We start from the raw sequence: 20,559 nt of genomic DNA, 5'->3' as shown, positions 1-20,559 counted from the left end.
ACGTTGCGCGTTGTATGACTGGCGCCAGAGTAGCTTAGCAGTTGCCGGGTTTGACAGCCGTGCGCTCGCGAGCGCTTTCGGATCGGGTGCAGGGTCGAACATACTGTGCGCCGGAATGCAGTACAAAAGAGTGTGCCTTTGAATTTGCAGGAATACCCATGAATATTCAGTCTCCCGCGCTGATCCGCGAAACGTTCCCGGTAGGCCCGTTGCAGTGCAACTGCACGATCATCGGCGACCCCGTCACCAAAAAAGCCATCGTCGTCGACCCGGGCGGCAACCATGAGCTGATCCTGGCGCGCCTCGATGCGCTGGGCCTGAAAGTGGTCAGCATTATTCACACCCACGCCCATCTCGATCACTTCCTGGCCTCCGGGCAGTTGAAGGAAAAAACCGGCGCTACCCTGCACCTGCACAAGGAAGACCAGTTTCTGTGGGACAACCTGGAAATGCAGTGCCAGATGTTCCGCGTGCCTTACACGCCAGTGCCGTCGCCGGATCGTTGGCTGGAGGATGAAGAAGAGCTGGCCTGTGGTTGCGGGGTTGCCTTGCATACACCTGGACACACACCCGGCTCGATGAGTTTCTGGTTCGCCGATGCGAAGTTGCTGATTGCCGGCGATACCCTGTTTCGGCGCGGCGTGGGCCGTACGGATTTGTGGGGCGGTGACCAGGCGACCATCGTGCGCTCGATCAAGCAACGGCTCTACACCCTGGATGAGGCGGCGGTGGTGGTGACAGGGCACGGTCCGGATACGCGTCTGGGAGATGAAATGCGTGAGAATCCGTTTGTCCGCGCGTGAAGCAAAATGTGGGTAGTTTTTCGGATACCAAGTGGCAACTATCAGACGAAACATATAGAGAAAATGACAATCACCGTTCAGGAAGTCTCTGCTAGGGTTTGAGTGTGGCCGGGCTTGTGTGGAGATGGAATTTTTACCGTTTGTCGTGTTCCAAGCTCGGCACAGGTCCAATGCCAATGTCCTCTGCATCACCGAATGCAAAAGTAGGAGCTTCCTTCATGTTCACTTCTCGTCGTCTGCTTGTTGTTGCTACTGCCGTAGCCCTGTTGTCGGGCTGCGCTTCACCTAATCCTTATGACGGCAGCCAGGCACAGGGTGGTGGCTCTTCCGGTGTGAGCAATACCGCCAAGTATGGTGGCCTGGGCGCTCTGGCTGGTGCGTTGGCGGGTGCAGCCATCGACCACAACAACCGCGGCAAGGGTGCGCTGATCGGCGCTGCCGTCGCCGGTATCGGTGGTGCGGGCTACGGCTACTACGCCGACCAGCAGGAAAAGAAACTGCGCGCCAGCATGGCCAACACCGGTGTCGAAGTGCAGCGCCAGGGCGACCAGATCAAGCTGATCATGCCGGGTAACATCACCTTCGCCACCAACTCGGATGCGATCTCCAGCAGCTTCTACACGCCGCTGAACAACCTGGCGAACTCGCTGAAGCAGTTCAACCAGAACACCATCCAGATCGTTGGCTACACCGACAGCACCGGCAGCCGTCAGCTCAACATGGACCTGTCCCAGCGTCGTGCGCAGAGCGTGGCCAATTACCTGACCTCCCAAGGTGTCAGCCCGACCAACCTGAGTGCCCGCGGTGCCGGCCCGGATAACCCGATCGCCAGCAACGCCGATGTCAATGGCCGTGCCCAGAACCGTCGTGTGGAGGTCAACCTGGGCCCGATCCCTGGCCAGCAGTACGGTCAGCCGGCCGCCCAGCAGCAACAGGCGCCGCAGCAGAACAACCAGTTCCAGGGCAACCCGTACCAGCAGTACCAGTAATCTGTAGTCAATAAAAAGGGCGCCGTGCAATCCATGCACGGCGCCCTTTTTTGTGGCTGACGATAAATCAGTCGATGTATTCGAACAGCTTCACGATCTTCTGTACGCCGGACACACTTTGTACCAGGTTGGCGGCGCGGGTGGCTTCTGCCTGGGTCAGCAGGCCCATCATGTAGACGATGCCGTTGTCGGTGACGATCTTGATCCGAGAGCCGGGAATGGCGCTGTCGGTCAGCATCTGGGTCTTGATCTTGGTGGTCAGCAGGGCGTCGTTGCTGATTGCCAGCAGGGTGATCGGGTCCATCACCTGCAGTTCGTTGTGAACTTTCTTGACCCGCTGCACAGTGGCGGCAGCTTGTTCAGCCTGGGCCTTCAAGTCGGCGCGCGGGGTTTGGCCGGTGAGCAGCACCACGCCGTTGAAGCTGACGACCACGATGCGCGATGCGCCGTTGCCCAGGTCTGGAGCGGCCTTGGACACGTTGACGGAAACCTTGGTCTCGATCAGTGAGTCATCGATTTTGCTGCCGAAAGTGCGGGTGCCTTTATCGTCCTGGATGGGCGTGTCGCGGCTCGCTTCGATTACCGAGCTGCAGCCGCTGATGCCTAGGCACAGCGTGATTGCCAATAGGCTAAGGCGTTTAACGGTCATTCTTCACTCCCGAACAGTTGGCTGTCGATCAGATCGCACAGGCAGTGGATCGCCAGCAGGTGGACTTCCTGGATACGTGCGGTGACATTGGCCGGGACGCGGATTTCCACGTCTTCGGGCAACAGCAGCGAGGCCATGCCGCCGCCGTCGCGTCCGGTCAATGCTACGACAATCATTTCACGATCATGTGCGGCCTGGATCGCTTGAATAATATTCGCCGAGTTACCGCTGGTGGAGATCGCCAGCAGTACGTCCCCCGGCTGGCCAAGGGCGCGGATCTGTTTGGAGAAGATTTCGTTGTAGCTGTAGTCGTTGGCGATCGAGGTGATCGTCGAGGTGTCGGTGGTCAGGGCGATGGCCGGCAGGCTCGGGCGCTCACGCTCGAAGCGGTTGAGCAGCTCGGAGGAGAAATGCTGGGCATCGCCGGCCGAACCGCCGTTGCCGCACGAAAGCATTTTGCCTTCGTTGAGCAAGGCGTTGACCATGACCTGACTGGCTTGCTCGATGTGCGGTGCAAGTACGTCCATCGCCTGTTGCTTGGTATCGATACTGGCCTGGAAAAGCTGGCGAATTCGGGATTGCATGTCCATCTGTGTGACCTTAAGTAGCGCGGCTGTTTGGCACAGGAATGTGCAGCCCGCAAAGCAAAGAGCAAAAGTGTGCGGTGTAGATGTCCGGCGAATCAGCTGTCAAAGGCATCTTGCAGCCAGTTCAGATCGGCTGTTCCCCGGGGAGTGCTTTCTATGGCAACCACATCGAAACGGCAGGGATGATCGGCCCAGCGACGCTCCTTGAGCAGGAAAAACTGCGCGGCGAGTATCAACTTCTGGCGCTTGCGCCCGTCGATACTGGCGAGCGCGCCACCCCATTGTGCGTGTTTTCTGTAGCGGACTTCGACAAATACTACTGTATCGCCGTCAAGCATGACCAGATCAAGCTCGCCGCGTTTGCATAACCAGTTCTGCGCCAGGAGGCGCAGACCTTGTCGTTGCAGGTACTCGAGAGCTTGAAGTTCGGCGTCCTTGCCGCTTTGTGCGCGTGACCGCTCGGGCATCAGCGCGGGGTATCAGGCAGGCGCTGGATCTCGCCACCGACGAACTTCGCCCATGGCATCTGGCGGTCGACACGCTGGCTGGCGCTGACGCCCAGGTTGCCCGACAGGCCGTCGACACGAGTGTCCGGCAGTGCCTTGAGCTGCCCCAGGCGCGGCGCCAGGCGGTAGGCATCCACACCCATCGCGTACAGGCGGCCAAGGCTGCCGTTGGCTTGTGGCCATTGGGCGGCGACCTGGTTGCGCAGCGGGTCGGTGGTGTTCAGCAGCCAAGGGGTTTCGCAGAACATCACGTTGGTCATGTCCAGGTACTGGTTCTTGTCGCCACTGGCGCTGAACACGTGGGACGTCGCATACACCGGCACGTCGCCAGCGTATTGGAAGTTCAGGGTCGGCTTGATCTGCTGGGCCAGTTGCGGAGTCACGGCCAGGAAGATGAACTCGATGTCCTGGCGGCGCGATGGCTGGGCGGAAACATCCGAACCTACCGTGCTTTGCAGGCTCTTGGCGCGGCCTTCGCTCTTGCGCAACTGGAACAGGTCGGCAATCTGCTGGGCCAGGGCTACCGGCTGGTCAACGTACTCGACGCCCACCACGGTGCCGCCATTGGCTTCCCAATCCTGACGGAATGCCTTGTAGACGCGCTCGCCCCATTCGCCTTTCGGCACCATGGCGGCGGCGCGGTGCAGGCCATCGGCGCGAGCACGACGGGACACTTCACGTGCTTCGTCTTCAGCGGCCAGGCCAAACTGGAACAGTTGCGCCGGGTTCTGGTCGGCTTCGCTGTAGTTCAGGGCCAGGGTGGTGATCGGCAATTGCGGGCGTGCGCTGAGTTGCTTGACCAGCGGTTTCTCCAGCGGGCCGACCACCAGTTGCACGCCGGAGGCCTGGGCCTTGGCGTAGAAGTCGTCGATGGAGGTCAGGCGCGAGCTGTCGTAGAACTCGATCACCGGCGGCTTCTGCCCGGCTTGTTCAGCCTGGTAGTGCGCGGCCATGAAGCCTTCGCGCAGCGCCTTGGCAACGCCGGCCAGCGGACCTTCCTGCGGCAGCAGCAGGGCGATCTTGTTCAGCGGCTGGCTGGCCAGCTCCTTGAGCTTGGTCAGCGGCTGCGGCAATTGCGAGGCTGCCGGGTGGCCAGGGTTCTGGGCGCGCCAGGTGTCGATGGCCGCCTGCTGTTGCTCCAGAGTGCCGGCGCCCTTGACTGCCTGGGCCAGGCTGATCCAGCCGTCCAGCGTCGGGTTGCCGCTGGCTTGCAGCTGATCGGCAGGCAAGGCGGCAATCAGTGCCCAGATGGCCTCGTGGTTGCTGTTGTAGGCATCGCCCGTCAGCAGCGGGGCCATGGCGACGCGCTCGCGGGCGGCGGCCAGTGTCTGGCCGTCGGCCTCATAGGCGCGGGCATGTACGGTGCCCGTGCGGATCTGCTGTTCAGGCGGCAGTTCCTTGAGGCTTTGCAGGCTCGGGTGATTCAAGGCCGTCAACGCTGCCTTGGGCTGGTTGCGCGCCATCGCCAGTTCAGCCGACAGGGTGCTGGCAAATACCTGCGCCGCCGGTTTCAGGACGTCCAGTGGCACCTGGGCAAGAATCTGCGCCGAGCGTCCCGGATTGTTTTGGTGGAACGCCAGGTCAGCCGCACTCAAGCGCAACAGCGCGGCTTTTTCCGGAGTCTTGGCCGAAGTCGCCTGTTCGAGCAGTTGCTCGATGCTGGCATCCGGAGTCCGGGGGAGGTCGCCAAGGCTGGACGAGGGCGAGCTGGCGCAAGCCGCCAACAGGGCAGCGAGGCAGAGGGCAGAGAACAGCCGCAGGCAAGCGATCATGTAAGTGTTCCTGATACCGATCAAATTAGCGTGGAATTGTACCCAAGCACTGGCCGGGGCGCGATGTTACTGGCGTGAAACCGTCTATTTAGGTCGTGTAAATGTTGCAGGACCCAATAGGCGGCTGAAATCGAACCCGCCCCGAGGGCATATATTCAAGGCGTCTACGCGCTACAATGTGGCTTTTGCCAACCATCGAGGTGTGCGTTTTGACTGCTCCAGGTCCTTTGAATTCCACTGCAGGCTCGCTTTTTGTCGTGGCGACGCCCATTGGCAACCTGGACGACATCAGTGCCCGTGCGCTGAAAGTGTTGCGCGACGTAAAACTGATCGCGGCTGAAGACACTCGGCACTCCCAGCGGTTGATGCAGCATTTCGGTATTCCGACCCCCTTGGCCGCCTGTCACGAACACAACGAACGTGAAGAAGGCAGTCGCTTTATCACTCGTTTGCTGGCGGGTGATGACGTGGCGTTGATCTCGGATGCGGGTACGCCGCTGATTTCCGACCCTGGCTATCATCTGGTTCGCCAGGCGCGGGCGGCTGGTATCAATGTAGTGCCTGTTCCGGGAGCGTGCGCGCTGATTGCTGCATTGTCTGCTGCCGGCTTGCCGTCGGACCGGTTTATCTTCGAAGGCTTCCTGCCTGCCAAGGCCGTCGGGCGCCGGGCGCGCCTGGAGCTGGTAAAGGAAGAGCCACGCACGCTGATCTTCTACGAAGCCCCGCACCGCATCCTTGAGTGCCTGCAGGATATGGAGCTGGTGTTCGGCGGCGATCGCCTGGCACTGCTGGCGCGGGAAATCACCAAGACCTTCGAAACCCTCAAGGGCTTGCCGCTGCAGGAACTGCGCGAATTTGTCGAGGGCGACAGCAATCAGCAGCGCGGCGAGTGCGTAGTGCTGGTAGCCGGCTGGTCGGCGCCGGAAAGCGAAGATGCCGTGGGCAGCGAGGCAATGCGCATTCTTGACCTGCTGCTCAAGGAGATGCCATTGAAGCGCGCCGCTGCATTGGCCGCGGAAATAACCGGCGTACGCAAGAACGTCCTGTATCAAGTGGCGCTGGATAAACAAAAGGGCGAATAGTTCCGGGTTCTAACCTGCACTCCGTCTGAACATGATGGCATTAGTGTCTTTTAATACTTGTTCTAACGCCGCCGTGCCGTTAACCTGCGCGGCGGAGAGTCGATTGGACAGTCGCTGCCTTCTATGAAAATTAGAGGGGGGAGGAAAGTCCGGGCTCCATAGGGCGAAGTGCCAGGTAATGCCTGGGAGGCGTGAGCCTACGGAAAGTGCCACAGAAAATAACCGCCTAAGTACTTCGGTACCGGTAAGGGTGAAAAGGTGCGGTAAGAGCGCACCGCACGACTGGCAACAGTTCGTGGCTAGGTAAACCCCACTTGGAGCAAGACCAAATAGGGTCCCAAGGCGTGGCCCGCGCTGGGACCGGGTAGGTTGCTAAAGATGTCCAGTGATGGCCATCGTAGACGAATGACTGTTCAAGACAGAACCCGGCTTACAGATCGACTCTCCACCTTTTTTCCTTCTGTCCGAATCTCGGGCAGGAACCTGGTAGTAACGCGAGAATCCCTCCCTGCTGAATCGTCAGCAGATGCGTCTTCGTAATACCGAAAAAATCTTACTCTTAATAAATTACTTTAACTTTAAGCCTTAGCTCTTTGAGCTATTTGGTGTTGTTGAGTCAAAATCGCCGTCAAACTCTCGTTTCTCCTCCCTTTACCTTCCTAAATCTCCGTTCTGTAAGGCTTTTCCTTGAATCCGCGCCTTGACGGTGTGGTGGGCGCATTCCTATAGTGTGCGCAAGTGGCGGAAAGTGGCACAAAGTGGGTTTTTTGAACGTAAAACGCTAAAATTTGGAGAAACGCATCTGTGTTTCGCGGAGCTAACGCTATCAGTCTCGATGCAAAAGGCCGTCTCGCCATGCCGAGCCGGTATCGTGACGAGCTCATTTCGCGAAGTTCCGGGCAATTAATCATCACCATCGATGCCGTTGATCCCTGTTTATGTGTGTACCCGCTCGATGAGTGGGAGCTGATTGAAACCAAGTTGCGTGCACTGCCTTCACTGCGTGAAGAGAACCGCCGCCTGCAACGCTTGCTGATTGGTAATGCCGTCGACCTCGAACTCGATGGCAGTGGTCGTTTCCTGGTTCCACCGCGTCTGCGCGAATACGCCAAATTGGACAAGCGCGCGATGCTGGTAGGCCAACTGAACAAGTTCCAATTGTGGGACGAAGATGCCTGGGATGCTGTTTCTGCAGCTGACCTGGCTGCTATTCAACAACCGGGCGCCATGCCTGATGAACTGCGTGATTTGATCCTGTGACTATTGATAGCGGCTTTAACCACATCACCGTACTGCTTGACGAAGCCGTTGAGGCTCTCGCCGTACGCGCGGATGGCTGCTATTTGGATGGCACCTTCGGCAGGGGCGGGCACAGTCGGCTGATCCTCAGCCAGTTGGGTCCGGACGGTAAGCTCCTCGGGTTCGACAAAGACCCTCAAGCGATTGCCACCGGGCAAGCGCTAGCGGCCGAAGACGGCCGCTTTGTCGTTGTGCAGCGCAGCTTTGCCGAACTCGGTGCAGAAGTCGCCGAACGTGGCATGGCGGGCAAGGTGGCCGGGGTTCTGCTGGACCTGGGCGTGTCTTCCCCGCAGCTGGACGACCCTGAGCGCGGCTTCAGTTTCATGAACGACGGCCCGCTGGACATGCGCATGGACCCAAGCCGTGGCATCAGCGCCGCGCAGTTCATCGCTACCGCTCCCCACGAAGAAATCACCCGCGTGTTCAAGGAATACGGCGAAGAGCGCTTCGCCGGCCGCATGGCGCGTGCCGTGGTCGAACGCCGGGAAATCCAGCCGTTCGAGCGCACGGCCGACCTGGCTGAAGTGCTGAAAGTCGCCAACCCTGCATGGGAAAAGGGCAAGAACCCGGCAACCCGTGCGTTTCAGGGCCTGCGTATTCACGTCAACAACGAATTGGGCGACCTGGAAGCCGGCCTCGAAGCCGCCCTGGAAGCCCTGGAAGTGGGCGGTCGCCTGGTGGTGATCAGCTTCCACTCCCTGGAAGACCGCATCGTCAAATTGTTCATGCGTCGCCTGGTCAAGGGCGAGTCCGACAACCTGCCGCGCAACCTGCCGGTGCGTTACGAAGCTTTTGTGCCGAAAATCAAAATCCATGGCAAAGCGCAGTTCGCTTCCGAAGCCGAACTCAAGGCCAACCCACGTGCCCGTAGCGCTGTCATGCGCGTTGCGGAGAAGTTGCGGTGAGCAAGCTTTTCGCCAAGCCCCTCCCGGGCGGCAGCTTCTTTATGTTGCTGCTATTTGTTGGCGTGCTGGTGTCCGCGATTGCGGTGTCCTACAGCGCCCACTACAACCGCCAACTACTCAATACCCTGTACGGGGAATTGAGCGTGCGCGACAAGGCGCAGGCGGAGTGGGGCCGGTTGATCCTCGAGCAAAGTACCTGGACGGCCCACAGCCGCATCGAAGTGCTGGCCACTGAACAACTGAAGATGCACATCCCGGGCGCTGCAGAAGTTCGCATGGTGGCGCCATGATGAAACTCGAGGGCGCACTCTACCCGTGGCGTTTCCGCGTAGTGCTGGGGTTGCTGGCACTGATGGTGGGCGCGATTGCCTGGCGGATTATCGACCTGCAAGTGGTGGACCGTGACTTCCTGATCGGCCAGGGCGATGCCCGTAGCCTGCGGCATATCCCGATTCCTGCACACCGCGGCCTGATCACCGACCGTAACGGCGAGCCCCTGGCCGTCAGTACCCCGGTGACCACCCTGTGGGCCAACGCCAAGGAAATGCAGACCGCCAAGGACAAATGGCCGGAACTGGCTGCCGCCCTGGGCCAGGACCCGAAAGCCCTGAGCGAACGCCTCGAAGCCCAGGCCAATAAAGAATTCATCTACCTGGTTCGCGGGCTCACCCCCGAACAAGGCCAGCAAGTACTCGACCTTAAAGTCCCCGGTGTCTACGGCATCGAGGAATTTCGGCGTTTCTACCCGGCCGGCGAAACCACCGCCCATATGGTGGGTTTCACCGACATTGATGATCACGGTCGCGAAGGCGTGGAACTCGCCTACGACGAATGGCTGGCCGGGGTTCCCGGCAAACGACAGGTCATCAAGGATCGGCGCGGCAGACTGATCAAGGATGTCCAGGTCACCAAAAACGCCAAGGCCGGTAAGCCCTTGGCGTTGTCGATTGACCTGCGCCTGCAATACCTGGCCAACCGTGAGCTGCGTAACGCGATCATCGAGAACGGTGCGAAAGCCGGCAGCCTGGTGATCATGGACGTGAAGACCGGCGAGATTCTCGCCATGGTCAACCAGCCGACCTACAACCCCAACAACCGTCGCAACCTGCAACCGGCGATGATGCGCAACCGCGCCATGATCGACGTGTTCGAGCCGGGTTCGACCATGAAAGCCATTTCCATGAGTGCCGCCCTGGAAACCGGGCGCTGGAAACCGGCCGACAAGGTCGAGGTTTACCCGGGCACATTGCAGCTGGGCAAATACACCATTCGTGACGTGTCGCGCACCGAAGGTCCGGTGCTGGATTTGACAGGTATCCTGATCAACTCCAGTAACGTGGGCATGAGTAAAGTCGCCTTCGATATCGGCGGCGAAGCCATCTACCACCTCGCGCAGAAAGTCGGCCTGGGGCAACCCACCGGCCTGGACTTCCCGGGCGAACGTGTGGGCAACCTGCCGAACTACCGTGACTGGAAAAAGGCCGAAACCGCCACGCTTTCCTATGGTTATGGCCTGTCGGTGACAGCCATCCAGCTGGCCCACGCCTTCTCGGTGCTGGCCAACAACGGCCGCATGGTGCCGCTGAGCCTGATCCACCTGGACGAGGCGCCGCCTGCGACCCAGGTGATCCCGGAAAACGTCGCGAAGACCATGCAAGGCATGCTGCAACAAGTGATCGAAGCACCGCGTGGCGTGTTCCGTGCCCAGGTGCCGGCGTATCACGTGGCAGGCAAGTCCGGTACCGCGCGTAAAACCGCCGTGGGTACCAAGGGCTACGCCGAAAACTCCTACCGCTCGCTGTTCGCAGGCTTCGGCCCGATGAGCGATCCGCGCTACGCCATCGTCGTGGTGATCGATGAGCCGAGCAAAGCCGGTTACTTCGGTGGCCTGGTATCGGCGCCGGTGTTCAGCAAGGTGATGTCCGGGACGTTGCGCCTGATGAACATCACGCCGGACAACCTGCCGGCTACCCAACAAGCGAACGCCGGCCCGCCGGCCGCTGCTGTAAAAGCCAATGGAGGGCGCGGCTGATGTCTCTGAGCCTGAACAAGATTTTTGCCCACGCCGGCCGCGATCTGCTGATTCGCGAGTTGACCCTGGACAGCCGTAATGTGCGTGCCGGCGACCTGTTCCTGGCAGTGCCGGGTGGCAAGTTCGACGGCCGTGACCATATCGCCGACGCGCTGCAACGCGGCGCTGCGGCAGTAGCCTATGAAGTGGAAGGCGCCACCGTGCTGCCGATCACCGACGTGCCTTTGATTCCGGTCAAGGGCCTGGCTGCGCAATTGTCGGACATCGCCGGGCGCTTTTATGGCGACCCGAGCCGCACCCTGAACCTGGTGGGCGTGACCGGTACCAACGGCAAGACCAGCGTGACCCAACTGGTCGCCCAGGCGCTTGACCTGCTGGGTCAGCATTGCGGCATCGTGGGCACCCTGGGCACCGGTTTCTACGGAGCGCTGCAAAGCGGGCTGCACACCACGCCTAACCCGATTGCCGTGCAAGCGACCCTGGCCGACCTGAAAAAGGCCGGTGCCAAGGCGGTTGCCATGGAAGTCTCGTCCCACGGTCTGGACCAGGGGCGCGTGACTGCCCTGGCGTTCGACGTGGCGGTGATGACCAACCTGTCCCGCGATCACCTGGATTACCACGGGACCATGGAGGCCTACGCCGCCACCAAGGCCCGGCTGTTTGCCTGGAATGACCTGAAGTGCCGGGTGGTCAACCTGGACGACGAATTCGGTCGCCAACTGGCCGCCGCCCAAGGCGACGGTCGCCTGATCAGCTACAGCCTGGAAGACTCCAGCGCCTACCTGTATTGCCGTGAAGCCACCTTTGATGACGAAGGCGTGCGCGCCACGCTGGTTACGCCACAGGGCGAGCACCATTTGCGCAGCACCTTGCTCGGGCGTTTCAACCTGAGCAACGTATTGGCCGCCGTCGGTGCCTTGCTTGGCCTGGATTACGCCCTCGACGAAATCCTGCGGGTGTTGCCGAAGCTGGAAGGCCCGGCCGGTCGCATGCAACGCCTCGGCGGCGGCACCCAGCCGCTGGTGGTGGTCGATTACGCCCACACGCCGGACGCCCTGGAAAAAATCCTGCAGGCCCTGCGCCCCCACGCCAAGGGTAAATTGCTGTGCCTGTTCGGCTGTGGCGGTGACCGCGATCGCGGCAAGCGCCCGCTGATGGCGGAAATCGTCGAGCGCCTGGCCGACGGTGTGCTAGTCACTGACGACAACCCGCGCAGCGAAGACCCAAGCCAGATTTTCGATGACATTCGTGTCGGCTTTAAAGATGCGTCCAAGGCGACGTTCGTCGCCGGTCGCGGTGCAGCCATCGCCCAATTGATCGCCGGCGCAAGTGCTGACGACGTGGTGGTGCTGGCCGGTAAAGGTCACGAGGACTATCAGGAAATCAACGGCGAACGCCACGCCTTCTCCGATCTGGTCGAGGCTGATCATGCCCTGACCGCGTGGGAGGTGGCTCATGCTTAAGCCGCTTAAATTCAGCGAACTGACCCAGGCCTTGTCGGCCCGTGTGCTGTCGGCTGATTGCAGCTTTGATGGCGTCAGCATCGACAGCCGGACGATCAAGCCCGGGCAACTGTTTGTCGCCTTGGCCGGCCCGAGTTTCGATGGCCATGACTACCTGAATGACGTCGCTGCCAAAGGCGCTGTCGGCGCTCTGGTGCAGCGCGAAGTCGCTGACTCGACGCTGCCACAATTGCTGGTCGCCGACACCCGCCTGGCCCTCGGCCAACTGGGGGCGCTGAACCGTGCCGCCTTCACCAAGCCTGTTGCGGCGATCACCGGTTCCAGCGGCAAGACCACGGTCAAGGAACTGCTGGCCGGCATCCTGCGCACGCGCGGCCCGGTCCTGGCGACCCGTGGCAACCTGAACAATGACTTCGGCGCTCCGCTGACCCTGCTCGAACTGGCCCCGGAACACACGGCGGCCGTTATCGAGCTGGGTGCTTCGCGCATCGGCGAAATCGCCTACACCGTGGCCATGACCAAGCCTCATGTCGCGGTGATCAGCAACGCCGGTACTGCCCACGTCGGCGAGTTTGGCGGCCCTGAAAAGATCGTCGAAGCCAAGGGCGAAATCATCGAAGGCCTCGACGCATCCGGCACTGCCGTGCTGAACCTCGATGACAAAGCCTTCGAAACCTGGCGTGTACGTGCCGCCGGTCGCAAGGTGTTGAGCTTCGCGGTGCACAACGCCGCTGCCGATTTCCATGCCTCGAATATCAAGGCCGACGCCCGTGGCTGCCCGTCCTTCACCCTGCATACCCCGCAAGGTGACGAGCACGTACAACTGAACCTGCTGGGCAACCACAACGTCGCCAATGCTCTGGCTGCCGCCGCCGCCGCCCACGTGCTGGGCGTGTCGTTGTTTGGCATTGCCACCGGCCTTGGCGCCGTGCAACCGGTCAAGGGGCGCACCGTCGCGCAACTGGCCAGCAACGGCATGCGCGTGATTGATGACACCTACAACGCCAACCAGTCCTCGATCTGTGCCGCCATCGACCTGCTGACCGGTTTCGCCGGTCGCAAGGTGCTGGTGCTGGGGGATATCGCCGAGCTGGGCGAGTGGGCCGAACAGTCTCACCGTGAAGTCGGCGCGTACGCAACTGGCAAGGTCGATGCCCTGTACGCCGTTGGCCCGAACATGCTGCACGCCGTGGACACCTTCGGGCCGGGCGCCAGGCATTTCGCCAGCCAGGCCGAACTGATCCAGGCACTGAGTGCGGCTGAACAAGACAAACACACCACTATTTTGATCAAGGGATCGCGCAGCGCGGTGATGGAAAACGTCGTCGCGGCCTTGTGTGGCTCAAGTACGGAGAAACATTAATGCTGCTGCTGCTGGCTGAGTATCTGCAACAGTTCCACAAAGGCTTCGCGGTCTTTCAGTACCTGACCCTGCGCGGGATCCTGGGTGTGCTGACCGCGCTGTCGTTGTCGCTGTTCCTCGGGCCATGGATGATCCGTACCCTGCAAAACCTGCAGATTGGCCAGTCGGTACGCAACGACGGCCCGCAGTCGCACCTGTCCAAATCCGGCACCCCGACCATGGGTGGCGCGTTGATCCTGTCGTCCATCGGCATCAGTACGCTGCTGTGGGCTGACCTGCATAACCGTTATGTCTGGACCGTGCTGCTGGTGACCCTGTTGTTCGGCGCCATCGGTTGGGTAGATGACTACCGCAAGGTGATCGAGAAGAACTCCAAGGGGCTGCCAAGCCGCTGGAAGTATTTCTGGCAGTCGGTGTTCGGCCTCGGCGCGGCGATCTTCCTGTTCATGACTGCGCCAAGCGCGGTGGAAACCACCCTGATCATCCCGATGCTCAAGGACGCCAGCATTCCACTGGGCGTCGGCTTCGTGGTGCTGACCTACTTCGTGATCGTCGGCTCCAGCAACGCGGTCAACCTGACGGACGGCCTCGACGGCCTGGCGATCATGCCGACGGTGATGGTGGGCGGTGCCCTCGGCATCTTCTGCTACCTGTCGGGTAACGTGAAATTCGCTGAATACCTGCTGATCCCTTATGTACCGGGCGCGGGCGAACTGATTGTGTTCTGCGGTGCGTTGATCGGTGCGGGCCTGGGCTTCCTGTGGTTCAACACCTACCCCGCACAAGTCTTCATGGGCGACGTCGGCGCACTGGCGCTGGGCGCGGCCCTGGGCACCATCGCGGTGATCGTCCGTCAGGAAATCGTCCTGTTCATCATGGGCGGTGTGTTCGTGATGGAAACCCTGTCGGTGGTGATCCAGGTTGCCTCCTTCAAATTGACCGGGCGCCGCGTATTCCGCATGGCGCCGATTCACCACCACTTTGAACTCAAGGGCTGGCCTGAGCCGCGGGTGATTGTCCGTTTCTGGATTATCACCGTGATTCTGGTTCTGTTCGGCCTTGCCACCCTGAAACTGAGGTAGAAACGAGTGTCCCTGATCGCTTCAGACCACTTCCGCATCGTTGTCGGCCTCGGCAAGAGCGGCATGTCCCTGGTTCGCTTCCTGGCGAACCGGGGCACGTCGTTTGCCGTGGCCGATACGCGGGAAAATCCACCGGAGCTGGTCACGCTGCGCCGTGACTACCCGCACGTGGAAGTGCGTTGTGGCGAGCTGGATGTCGAGTTTCTGTGCCGTGCCGATGAGCTCTACGTGAGCCCCGGCCTGGCCCTGGCGACCCCGGCCCTGCAAGCGGCGGCGGCCCGTGGCGTGAAGTTGTCCGGCGACATCGAGCTGTTCGCGCGTAACGCGAAGGCGCCGATCGTGGCCATCAGCGGTTCCAATGCCAAAAGCACCGTGACCACCCTGGTGGGCGAGATGGCGGCTGCGGCCGGCAAGCGCGTGGCCGTGGGCGGCAACCTCGGCACGCCGGCGCTGGACCTGCTCAACGACGACGTCGAGCTGTACGTGATGGAGCTGTCGAGCTTCCAGCTGGAAACCACTGACCAGCTCAACGCCGAAGTGGCCACCGTGCTCAACGTCAGCGAAGACCACATGGACCGCTACAGCGGCCTGCCGGCGTATCACCTGGCCAAGCACCGGATCTTCCGTGGCGCGCGGCAAGTGGTGGTGAACCGTCAGGATGCCCTGAGCCGTCCGCTGATCGGCGAAGGTCTGCCGTGCTGGACCTTCGGCCTGAACAAGCCTGACTTCAAGGCCTTCGGCCTTCGGGAAGAGAACGGCGAGAAATACCTGGCCTTCGAATTCCAGAACCTGATGCCGGTGCGCGAACTGAAAATCCGTGGTGCCCACAACCAGGCCAACGCCCTGGCGGCGCTGGCGCTCGGTCACGCAGTTGGCTTGCCGTTCGACGCCATGCTCTCGGCCCTGCGCAGCTTTGCCGGCCTTGAGCATCGCTGCCAGTGGGTTCGCGAGCTGGCTGGTGTTGGCTATTACAACGATTCCAAGGCCACCAACGTCGGTGCGGCACTCGCTGCCATCGAAGGCTTGGGTGCCGACATTCAGGGCAAGGTCGTGCTGATCGCCGGTGGCGACGGCAAGGGTGCCGACTTCAAGGACCTTAAAGGCCCGGTCGCCGCCAACTGCCGCGCCGTGGTGTTGATGGGCCGTGATTCCGGCCTGATCGCCGATGCCCTGGGCGACGCCGTACCGCAGGTGCGCGCGCAGTCCCTGGACGATGCCATCGCCCAATCCAAAGCCTTGGCTCAGCCGGGCGACGTGGTGCTGCTGTCGCCTGCCTGCGCCAGTTTCGACATGTTCAAGAACTACGAAGAGCGCGGCCAGCTGTTCGCCCGCGCCGTGGAGGCCTTGGCATGAGTATCAATTTCCGTAACATCATCAAGCCGTACCCGTCGCCGATCATTACCGGGCGCGGTATCGACCTGGACTTCCCGATGCTCGCCGGTTGCCTCGCGCTGCTGGGCCTGGGCCTGGTGATGATCACCTCGGCCTCCTCGGAAGTGGCTGCGGTGCAATCGGGCAACACCCTGTACATGATGATCCGTCACCTGGTGTACCTGGTGATTGGCCTTGGCGCATGCATCGTCACCATGATGATCCCGATCGCCACCTGGCAGCGCCTGGGTTGGCTGATGCTGGTGGGCGCCTTCGGCCTGTTGGTGATGGTGATCCTGCCCGGCATCGGGCGTGAGGTGAACGGCTCGATGCGCTGGATCGGCTTCGGTGCGTTCAACGTGCAGCCCTCGGAAATCGCCAAGGTGTTCGTGGTGATCTACCTCGCCGGCTACCTGGTGCGGCGCCAGAAAGAAGTACGCGAAAGCTGGATGGGCTTCTTCAAGCCGTTCATCGTGCTGCTGCCCATGGCCGGCCTGTTGCTGATGGAGCCGGACTTCGGTGCCACCGTTGTAATGATGGGCGCGGCGGCGGCGATGCTGTTCCTCGGCGGCGTCGGCCTGTTCCGCTTCACCTTGATGGTGGTGCTGGCGGTGGCCGCCGTGACCATTCTGGTGCAGGCGCAACCCTACCGGATGGCCCGTCTGATTACCTTTACCGACCCGTGGTCCGATCAGTTCGGTTCCGGCTACCAGTTGACCCAGGCGTTGATCGCCTTCGGTCGCGGCGAGTGGCTGGGCGTGGGCCTGGGCAACAGCGTGCAGAAGCAGTTCTACCTGCCGGAAGCCCACACCGACTTCGTGTTCTCGGTACTCGCCGAAGAGCTGGGTGTGGTCGGTTCGCTGTGCACCGTCGCGCTGTTCGTGTTCGTGTGTGTTCGCGGCATGTACATCGGCTTGTGGGCCGAAAAGGCCAAGCAATATTTCGCCGCCTACGTGGCGTACGGCTTGTCGTTCCTGTGGATCGGCCAGTTCCTGATCAACATCGGGGTGAACGTCGGCCTGCTGCCGACCAAGGGCCTGACCTTGCCGTTCCTCAGTTACGGCGGCAGCTCGTTGGTGATTTGCTGCGCCTGTCTCGGGTTGTTGCTGCGTATCGAGTGGGAGAGTCGGACCCACCTGGGCAGCGAAGAGATGGAGTTCAGCGAAAGCGACTTCGCCGAGGAGCCGAACCATGGGCGCTAACGTGCTGATCATGGCAGGCGGCACCGGTGGCCACGTGTTCCCGGCGCTGGCCTGTGCCCGCGAATTCCAGAACCGCGGCTACACCGTGCATTGGCTCGGTACGCCGCGGGGCATCGAAAATGATCTGGTACCGAATGCCGGCTTGCCGCTGCATTTGATCAACGTCACCGGCTTGCGTGGCAAGGGCAAATTGTCCCTGCTGAAGGCGCCGTTCGTGTTGCTCAAGGCCGTGTGGCAAGCGCGCAAGGTGATCCGCGAAGTGAAGCCGGTATGCGTGCTGGGCTTTGGTGGCTACGTGACCGGCCCGGGCGGTGTTGCGGCAAGACTCGCCGGCGTGCCAGTGATCGTCCACGAGCAGAATGCCGTGGCCGGCACTGCCAACCGCCTGCTGGTGCCCTTGGCTGCACGGGTATGCGAGGCGTTTCCGAAGACCTTTGGTGCCGCGGACAAGCTGCGTACCACCGGCAACCCGGTGCGTACCGAACTGTTCATGGACATCGCCCGCCAGCCATTGGCCGGTCGCAAGGCGCACCTGTTGATCCTGGGCGGAAGCCTGGGCGCCGAACCGTTGAACAAATTGCTGCCTGAAGCGGTGTCGCAACTCCCCGTGGAGCTGCGCCCCGAGATCTTCCATCAGGCCGGCAAGAACCACGATGAAGTGACCGCCACGCGCTACCGCGAAGCGGGTGTGGAGGCGAATGTGCAGCCCTTCATCAAAGACATGGCCCAAGCCTATGGCTGGGCCGACCTGGTGGTCTGTCGCGCAGGTGCGTTGACCGTCAGTGAACTGGCTGCCGCCGGTCTGCCGTCCTTGCTGGTGCCTTTGCCCCACGCGATCGACGATCACCAGACCCGCAACGCCGAATATTTGGCCGGGGAGGGCGCTGCCTTCCTGCTGCCGCAAAGAACGACTGGCGCCGCCGATTTGGCCGCACGCCTGACCGAGGTTTTGATGCAACCGGAACGACTGAACAGCATGGCGAGCACCGCAAGCCGCCTGGCCAAACCTGACGCAACCCGCACCGTGGTCGATATCTGCCTGGAGGTGGCCCATGGTTGAGAATCAGAAAGCCATGCCGCAACCGGAAATGCGCCGCATCCGTCGCATCCACTTCGTCGGTATCGGCGGCGTGGGCATGTGCGGGATCGCCGAAGTGTTGCTGAACCTGGGTTACCAGGTTTCCGGGTCCGACCTGAAAATGTCGCCGGTCACCGAGCGCCTGGAATCGTTTGGCGCAAAAATCTTTATCGGCCACCGCGCCGAGAACGCTGCCGAAGCCGACGTGCTGGTGGTCTCCAGCGCTGTGAACACCTCCAACCCGGAAGTGGCCACCGCCCTTGAACGCCGCATTCCCGTAGTGCCGCGTGCCGAAATGCTGGCTGAGCTGATGCGCTACCGCCACGGCATCGCCGTCGCCGGTACCCACGGCAAGACCACCACCACCAGCCTGATCGCCTCGGTGTTCGCCGCCGGTGGCCTGGACCCGACTTTCGTCATCGGTGGCCGCCTGAATGCAGCCGGCACCAATGCACAACTGGGGACCAGCCGTTACCTGATCGCCGAAGCCGATGAAAGCGACGCCAGCTTCCTGCACCTGCAACCGCTGGTGGCCGTGGTGACCAACATCGACGCCGACCACATGGCGACCTACGACGGTGACTTCAACAAACTGAAGAAAACCTTCGTCGAGTTCCTGCACAACCTGCCGTTCTACGGTCTGGCCGTGGTGTGCCTGGACGATCCGGTGGTGCGCGAAATCCTGCCGCTGGTGAAGCGTCCGACCGTGACCTACGGCTTCAGCGAAGACTGTGACGTGCGCGCGATCAATGTGCGCCAGCAAGGCATGCAGACTTTCTTCACCGTGCTGCGTCCTGACCGCGAGCCGCTGGATGTCTCGGTAAACATGCCGGGCAACCACAACGTACTCAACTCCCTGGCGACCATCTGCATCGCCTCCGACGAAGGGGTCAGCGATGAAGCCATTGTCGAAGGCCTGTCGGGTTTTGCCGGTGTGGGTCGTCGCTTCCAGGTCTACGGCGAACTGCCGGTGGACGGCGGCAACGTGATGCTGGTGGACGACTACGGTCACCACCCGACCGAAGTGGCAGCGGTGATCAAGGCCGTACGCGGTGGTTGGCCGGAACGCCGCCTGGTGATGGTGTACCAGCCGCACCGCTACAGCCGTACCCGCGACCTGTACGACGATTTCGTCAATGTGCTGGCGGATGCCAACGTGTTGCTGCTGATGGAAGTCTACCCGGCCGGTGAAGAACCGATCCCGGGTGCCGACAGCCGCAAGCTGTGCAACAGCATCCGTCAACGCGGCCAGTTGGACCCGATCTACATCGAGCGTGGTGTGGACCTGGCGCCGATCGTCAAGCCGCTGCTGCGTGCCGGCGACATCCTGCTGTGCCAGGGTGCCGGTGACATCGGTGGCCTCGCCCCTAAATTGCTGGCAAGCCCGCTGTTTGCCGCCGCACAGGGGAAGTCGAAATGACCACTGACTACGGCTCCCTGTTCTCGACCATTCAACCTGCCGACTTCGGCCGGGTTGCGGTGCTGTTCGGTGGCAAGAGCGCTGAGCGTGAAGTGTCGCTGAAGTCCGGCAATGCCGTGCTGGAAGCGCTGCAAAGTGCCGGTGTGAATGCGTTCGGCATCGACGTGGGTGATGACTTCCTGTCGCGCCTGCAGGCCGAGAAGATCGACCGCGCCTTCATCATTCTTCACGGCCGTGGCGGTGAAGACGGCAGCATGCAGGGCCTGCTGGAGTGCCTGGGCATTCCGTATACCGGCAGCGGCATCCTCGCTTCGGCCCTGGCCATGGACAAGTTGCGGACCAAGCAGGTGTGGCACAGCCTGGGTATTCCGACCCCGCGTCACAGCGTGCTGTGCAGCGAAGACGATTGTATTTCTGCAGCCAAGGAACTGGGCCTGCCTTTGATCGTCAAACCAGCCCATGAAGGCTCCAGTATCGGCATGGCTAAAGTGAACTCAGCCGCCGAATTGATTGACGCATGGAAAGCGGCCAGTACCTACGATTCGCAAGTGTTGGTGGAACAGTGGATTCAAGGTCCCGAGTTCACCATCGCTACTCTGCGTGGCCAGGTATTGCCGCCCATCGCATTGGGCACGCCCCACACCTTTTACGACTACGACGCCAAGTATGTGGCCTCCGATACCCAGTACCGGATCCCGTGCGGCCTCGACGCAGCCAAGGAACAGGAATTGATGGACCTCACGGCGAAAGCCTGTGAGGCGCTGGGTATCGCCGGTTGGGCGCGGGCAGACGTGATGCAGGATGACCAGGGGAACTTCTGGTTCCTGGAAGTCAACACTGCACCCGGGATGACCGACCACAGCCTGGTACCCATGGCCGCTCGTGCCGCCGGCCTGGATTTCCAGCAGTTGGTGCTGGCGATCCTGGCAGCAAGCATAGAGCCACGAGGCTAAGAC

19 protein-coding genes and 1 other RNA gene are annotated in these 20,559 nt (G+C 61.5%); 16 read left to right on the top strand and 4 right to left on the bottom strand.

Annotated elements, in window-relative coordinates:
• Positions 1 to 158 precede the first annotated feature (158 nt).
• On the top strand, positions 159 to 803 hold the full coding sequence (locus tag HX873_RS04875) for an MBL fold metallo-hydrolase (protein WP_003216184.1): 645 nt from the start codon (positions 159 to 161) through the stop codon (positions 801 to 803).
• A 218-nt stretch (positions 804 to 1,021) separates the two neighbouring features.
• On the top strand, positions 1,022 to 1,792 hold the full coding sequence (locus HX873_RS04870) for an OmpA family protein (protein WP_032899265.1): 771 nt from the start codon (positions 1,022 to 1,024) through the stop codon (positions 1,790 to 1,792).
• 67 nt (positions 1,793 to 1,859) lie between these two features.
• Here HX873_RS04870 and HX873_RS04865 read toward each other — a convergent pair whose 3' ends face one another.
• The 4 genes from HX873_RS04865 to HX873_RS04850 form a co-directional block, all read right to left on the bottom strand.
• Positions 1,860 to 2,441, bottom strand: coding sequence for a BON domain-containing protein (locus HX873_RS04865; protein ID WP_003216188.1), 582 nt, complete (start codon positions 2,439 to 2,441; stop codon positions 1,860 to 1,862).
• Positions 2,438 to 3,031, bottom strand: coding sequence for a phosphoheptose isomerase (locus HX873_RS04860; RefSeq protein ID WP_003216190.1), 594 nt, complete (start codon positions 3,029 to 3,031; stop codon positions 2,438 to 2,440). The genes HX873_RS04865 and HX873_RS04860 overlap by 4 nt, the downstream gene beginning before the upstream one ends.
• A gap of 92 nt (positions 3,032 to 3,123) precedes the next feature.
• Positions 3,124 to 3,495: a YraN family protein gene (locus HX873_RS04855; RefSeq protein WP_177122437.1), complete on the bottom strand. Its 372-nt coding sequence runs from the start codon at positions 3,493 to 3,495 to the stop codon at positions 3,124 to 3,126.
• Entirely contained in the window at positions 3,495 to 5,306 is a 1,812-nt protein-coding gene (locus HX873_RS04850) for a penicillin-binding protein activator (protein WP_177068796.1), read from the bottom strand. Before HX873_RS04850 ends, HX873_RS04855 begins: the two co-directional genes overlap by 1 nt.
• Positions 5,307 to 5,482: 176 nt before the next feature.
• Here HX873_RS04850 and rsmI point away from each other — a divergent pair, with 176 nt between their 5' ends.
• The 14 genes from rsmI to HX873_RS04780 all read left to right on the top strand — a co-directional run bounded on the left by rsmI (position 5,483) and on the right by HX873_RS04780 (position 20,556).
• Complete coding sequence (gene rsmI, locus HX873_RS04845) at positions 5,483 to 6,388, top strand: 16S rRNA (cytidine(1402)-2'-O)-methyltransferase (RefSeq protein WP_161635740.1); 906 nt, start codon at positions 5,483 to 5,485, stop codon at positions 6,386 to 6,388.
• Between the two features lie 95 nt (positions 6,389 to 6,483).
• An RNA gene (gene rnpB, locus HX873_RS04840) (RNase P RNA component class A) lies at positions 6,484 to 6,837 on the top strand.
• Positions 6,838 to 7,192: 355 nt separating this feature from the next.
• Complete coding sequence (mraZ, locus tag HX873_RS04835) at positions 7,193 to 7,648, top strand: division/cell wall cluster transcriptional repressor MraZ (RefSeq protein ID WP_003171868.1); 456 nt, start codon at positions 7,193 to 7,195, stop codon at positions 7,646 to 7,648.
• Positions 7,645 to 8,592 (top strand): 16S rRNA (cytosine(1402)-N(4))-methyltransferase RsmH, encoded by a 948-nt coding sequence (gene rsmH, locus HX873_RS04830; RefSeq protein WP_003216201.1) that lies wholly within the window; start codon positions 7,645 to 7,647, stop codon positions 8,590 to 8,592. Before mraZ ends, rsmH begins: the two co-directional genes overlap by 4 nt.
• Positions 8,589 to 8,882, top strand: coding sequence for a cell division protein FtsL (gene ftsL / locus HX873_RS04825; protein WP_003216203.1), 294 nt, complete (start codon positions 8,589 to 8,591; stop codon positions 8,880 to 8,882). Before rsmH ends, ftsL begins: the two co-directional genes overlap by 4 nt.
• On the top strand, positions 8,882 to 10,624 hold the full coding sequence (locus tag HX873_RS04820; RefSeq protein WP_166742205.1) for a penicillin-binding protein 2: 1,743 nt from the start codon (positions 8,882 to 8,884) through the stop codon (positions 10,622 to 10,624). The genes ftsL and HX873_RS04820 overlap by 1 nt, the downstream gene beginning before the upstream one ends.
• A complete protein-coding gene (locus HX873_RS04815; RefSeq protein ID WP_003216207.1) occupies positions 10,624 to 12,087 on the top strand; it encodes a UDP-N-acetylmuramoyl-L-alanyl-D-glutamate--2,6-diaminopimelate ligase in 1,464 nt (487 codons plus the stop codon). Before HX873_RS04820 ends, HX873_RS04815 begins: the two co-directional genes overlap by 1 nt.
• Complete coding sequence (gene murF / locus HX873_RS04810; RefSeq protein ID WP_177021828.1) at positions 12,080 to 13,450, top strand: UDP-N-acetylmuramoyl-tripeptide--D-alanyl-D-alanine ligase; 1,371 nt, start codon at positions 12,080 to 12,082, stop codon at positions 13,448 to 13,450. The genes HX873_RS04815 and murF overlap by 8 nt, the downstream gene beginning before the upstream one ends.
• Positions 13,450 to 14,532 carry a phospho-N-acetylmuramoyl-pentapeptide-transferase gene (gene mraY / locus HX873_RS04805; protein ID WP_008434230.1) on the top strand — a complete coding sequence of 361 codons (1,083 nt, stop codon included), beginning with the start codon at positions 13,450 to 13,452 and terminating at the stop codon, positions 14,530 to 14,532. Before murF ends, mraY begins: the two co-directional genes overlap by 1 nt.
• Before the next feature lie 6 nt (positions 14,533 to 14,538).
• Positions 14,539 to 15,885: a UDP-N-acetylmuramoyl-L-alanine--D-glutamate ligase gene (murD, locus tag HX873_RS04800; protein WP_003216212.1), complete on the top strand. Its 1,347-nt coding sequence runs from the start codon at positions 14,539 to 14,541 to the stop codon at positions 15,883 to 15,885.
• Positions 15,882 to 17,105, top strand: a complete 1,224-nt coding sequence (gene ftsW, locus HX873_RS04795) for a putative lipid II flippase FtsW (protein ID WP_003216215.1) — start codon at positions 15,882 to 15,884, stop codon at positions 17,103 to 17,105. Before murD ends, ftsW begins: the two co-directional genes overlap by 4 nt.
• Positions 17,095 to 18,165: an undecaprenyldiphospho-muramoylpentapeptide beta-N-acetylglucosaminyltransferase gene (gene murG / locus HX873_RS04790; protein WP_008434228.1), complete on the top strand. Its 1,071-nt coding sequence runs from the start codon at positions 17,095 to 17,097 to the stop codon at positions 18,163 to 18,165. The genes ftsW and murG overlap by 11 nt, the downstream gene beginning before the upstream one ends.
• The gene (gene murC, locus HX873_RS04785) at positions 18,158 to 19,603 is read left to right on the top strand and encodes a UDP-N-acetylmuramate--L-alanine ligase (protein ID WP_003216219.1); all 1,446 of its coding nucleotides are present in this window, start codon (positions 18,158 to 18,160) and stop codon (positions 19,601 to 19,603) included. Before murG ends, murC begins: the two co-directional genes overlap by 8 nt.
• Positions 19,600 to 20,556, top strand: coding sequence for a D-alanine--D-alanine ligase (locus HX873_RS04780; RefSeq protein ID WP_003216220.1), 957 nt, complete (start codon positions 19,600 to 19,602; stop codon positions 20,554 to 20,556). The genes murC and HX873_RS04780 overlap by 4 nt, the downstream gene beginning before the upstream one ends.
• Positions 20,557 to 20,559: the final 3 nt, after the last annotated feature.

This window comes from Pseudomonas sp. P7758 (genome assembly GCF_013386485.1).
GTDB lineage: Bacteria > Pseudomonadota > Gammaproteobacteria > Pseudomonadales > Pseudomonadaceae > Aquipseudomonas.
Note: the sequence above shows the minus strand (reverse complement) of the source record. Positions and strands in the feature narration are given on the sequence as shown.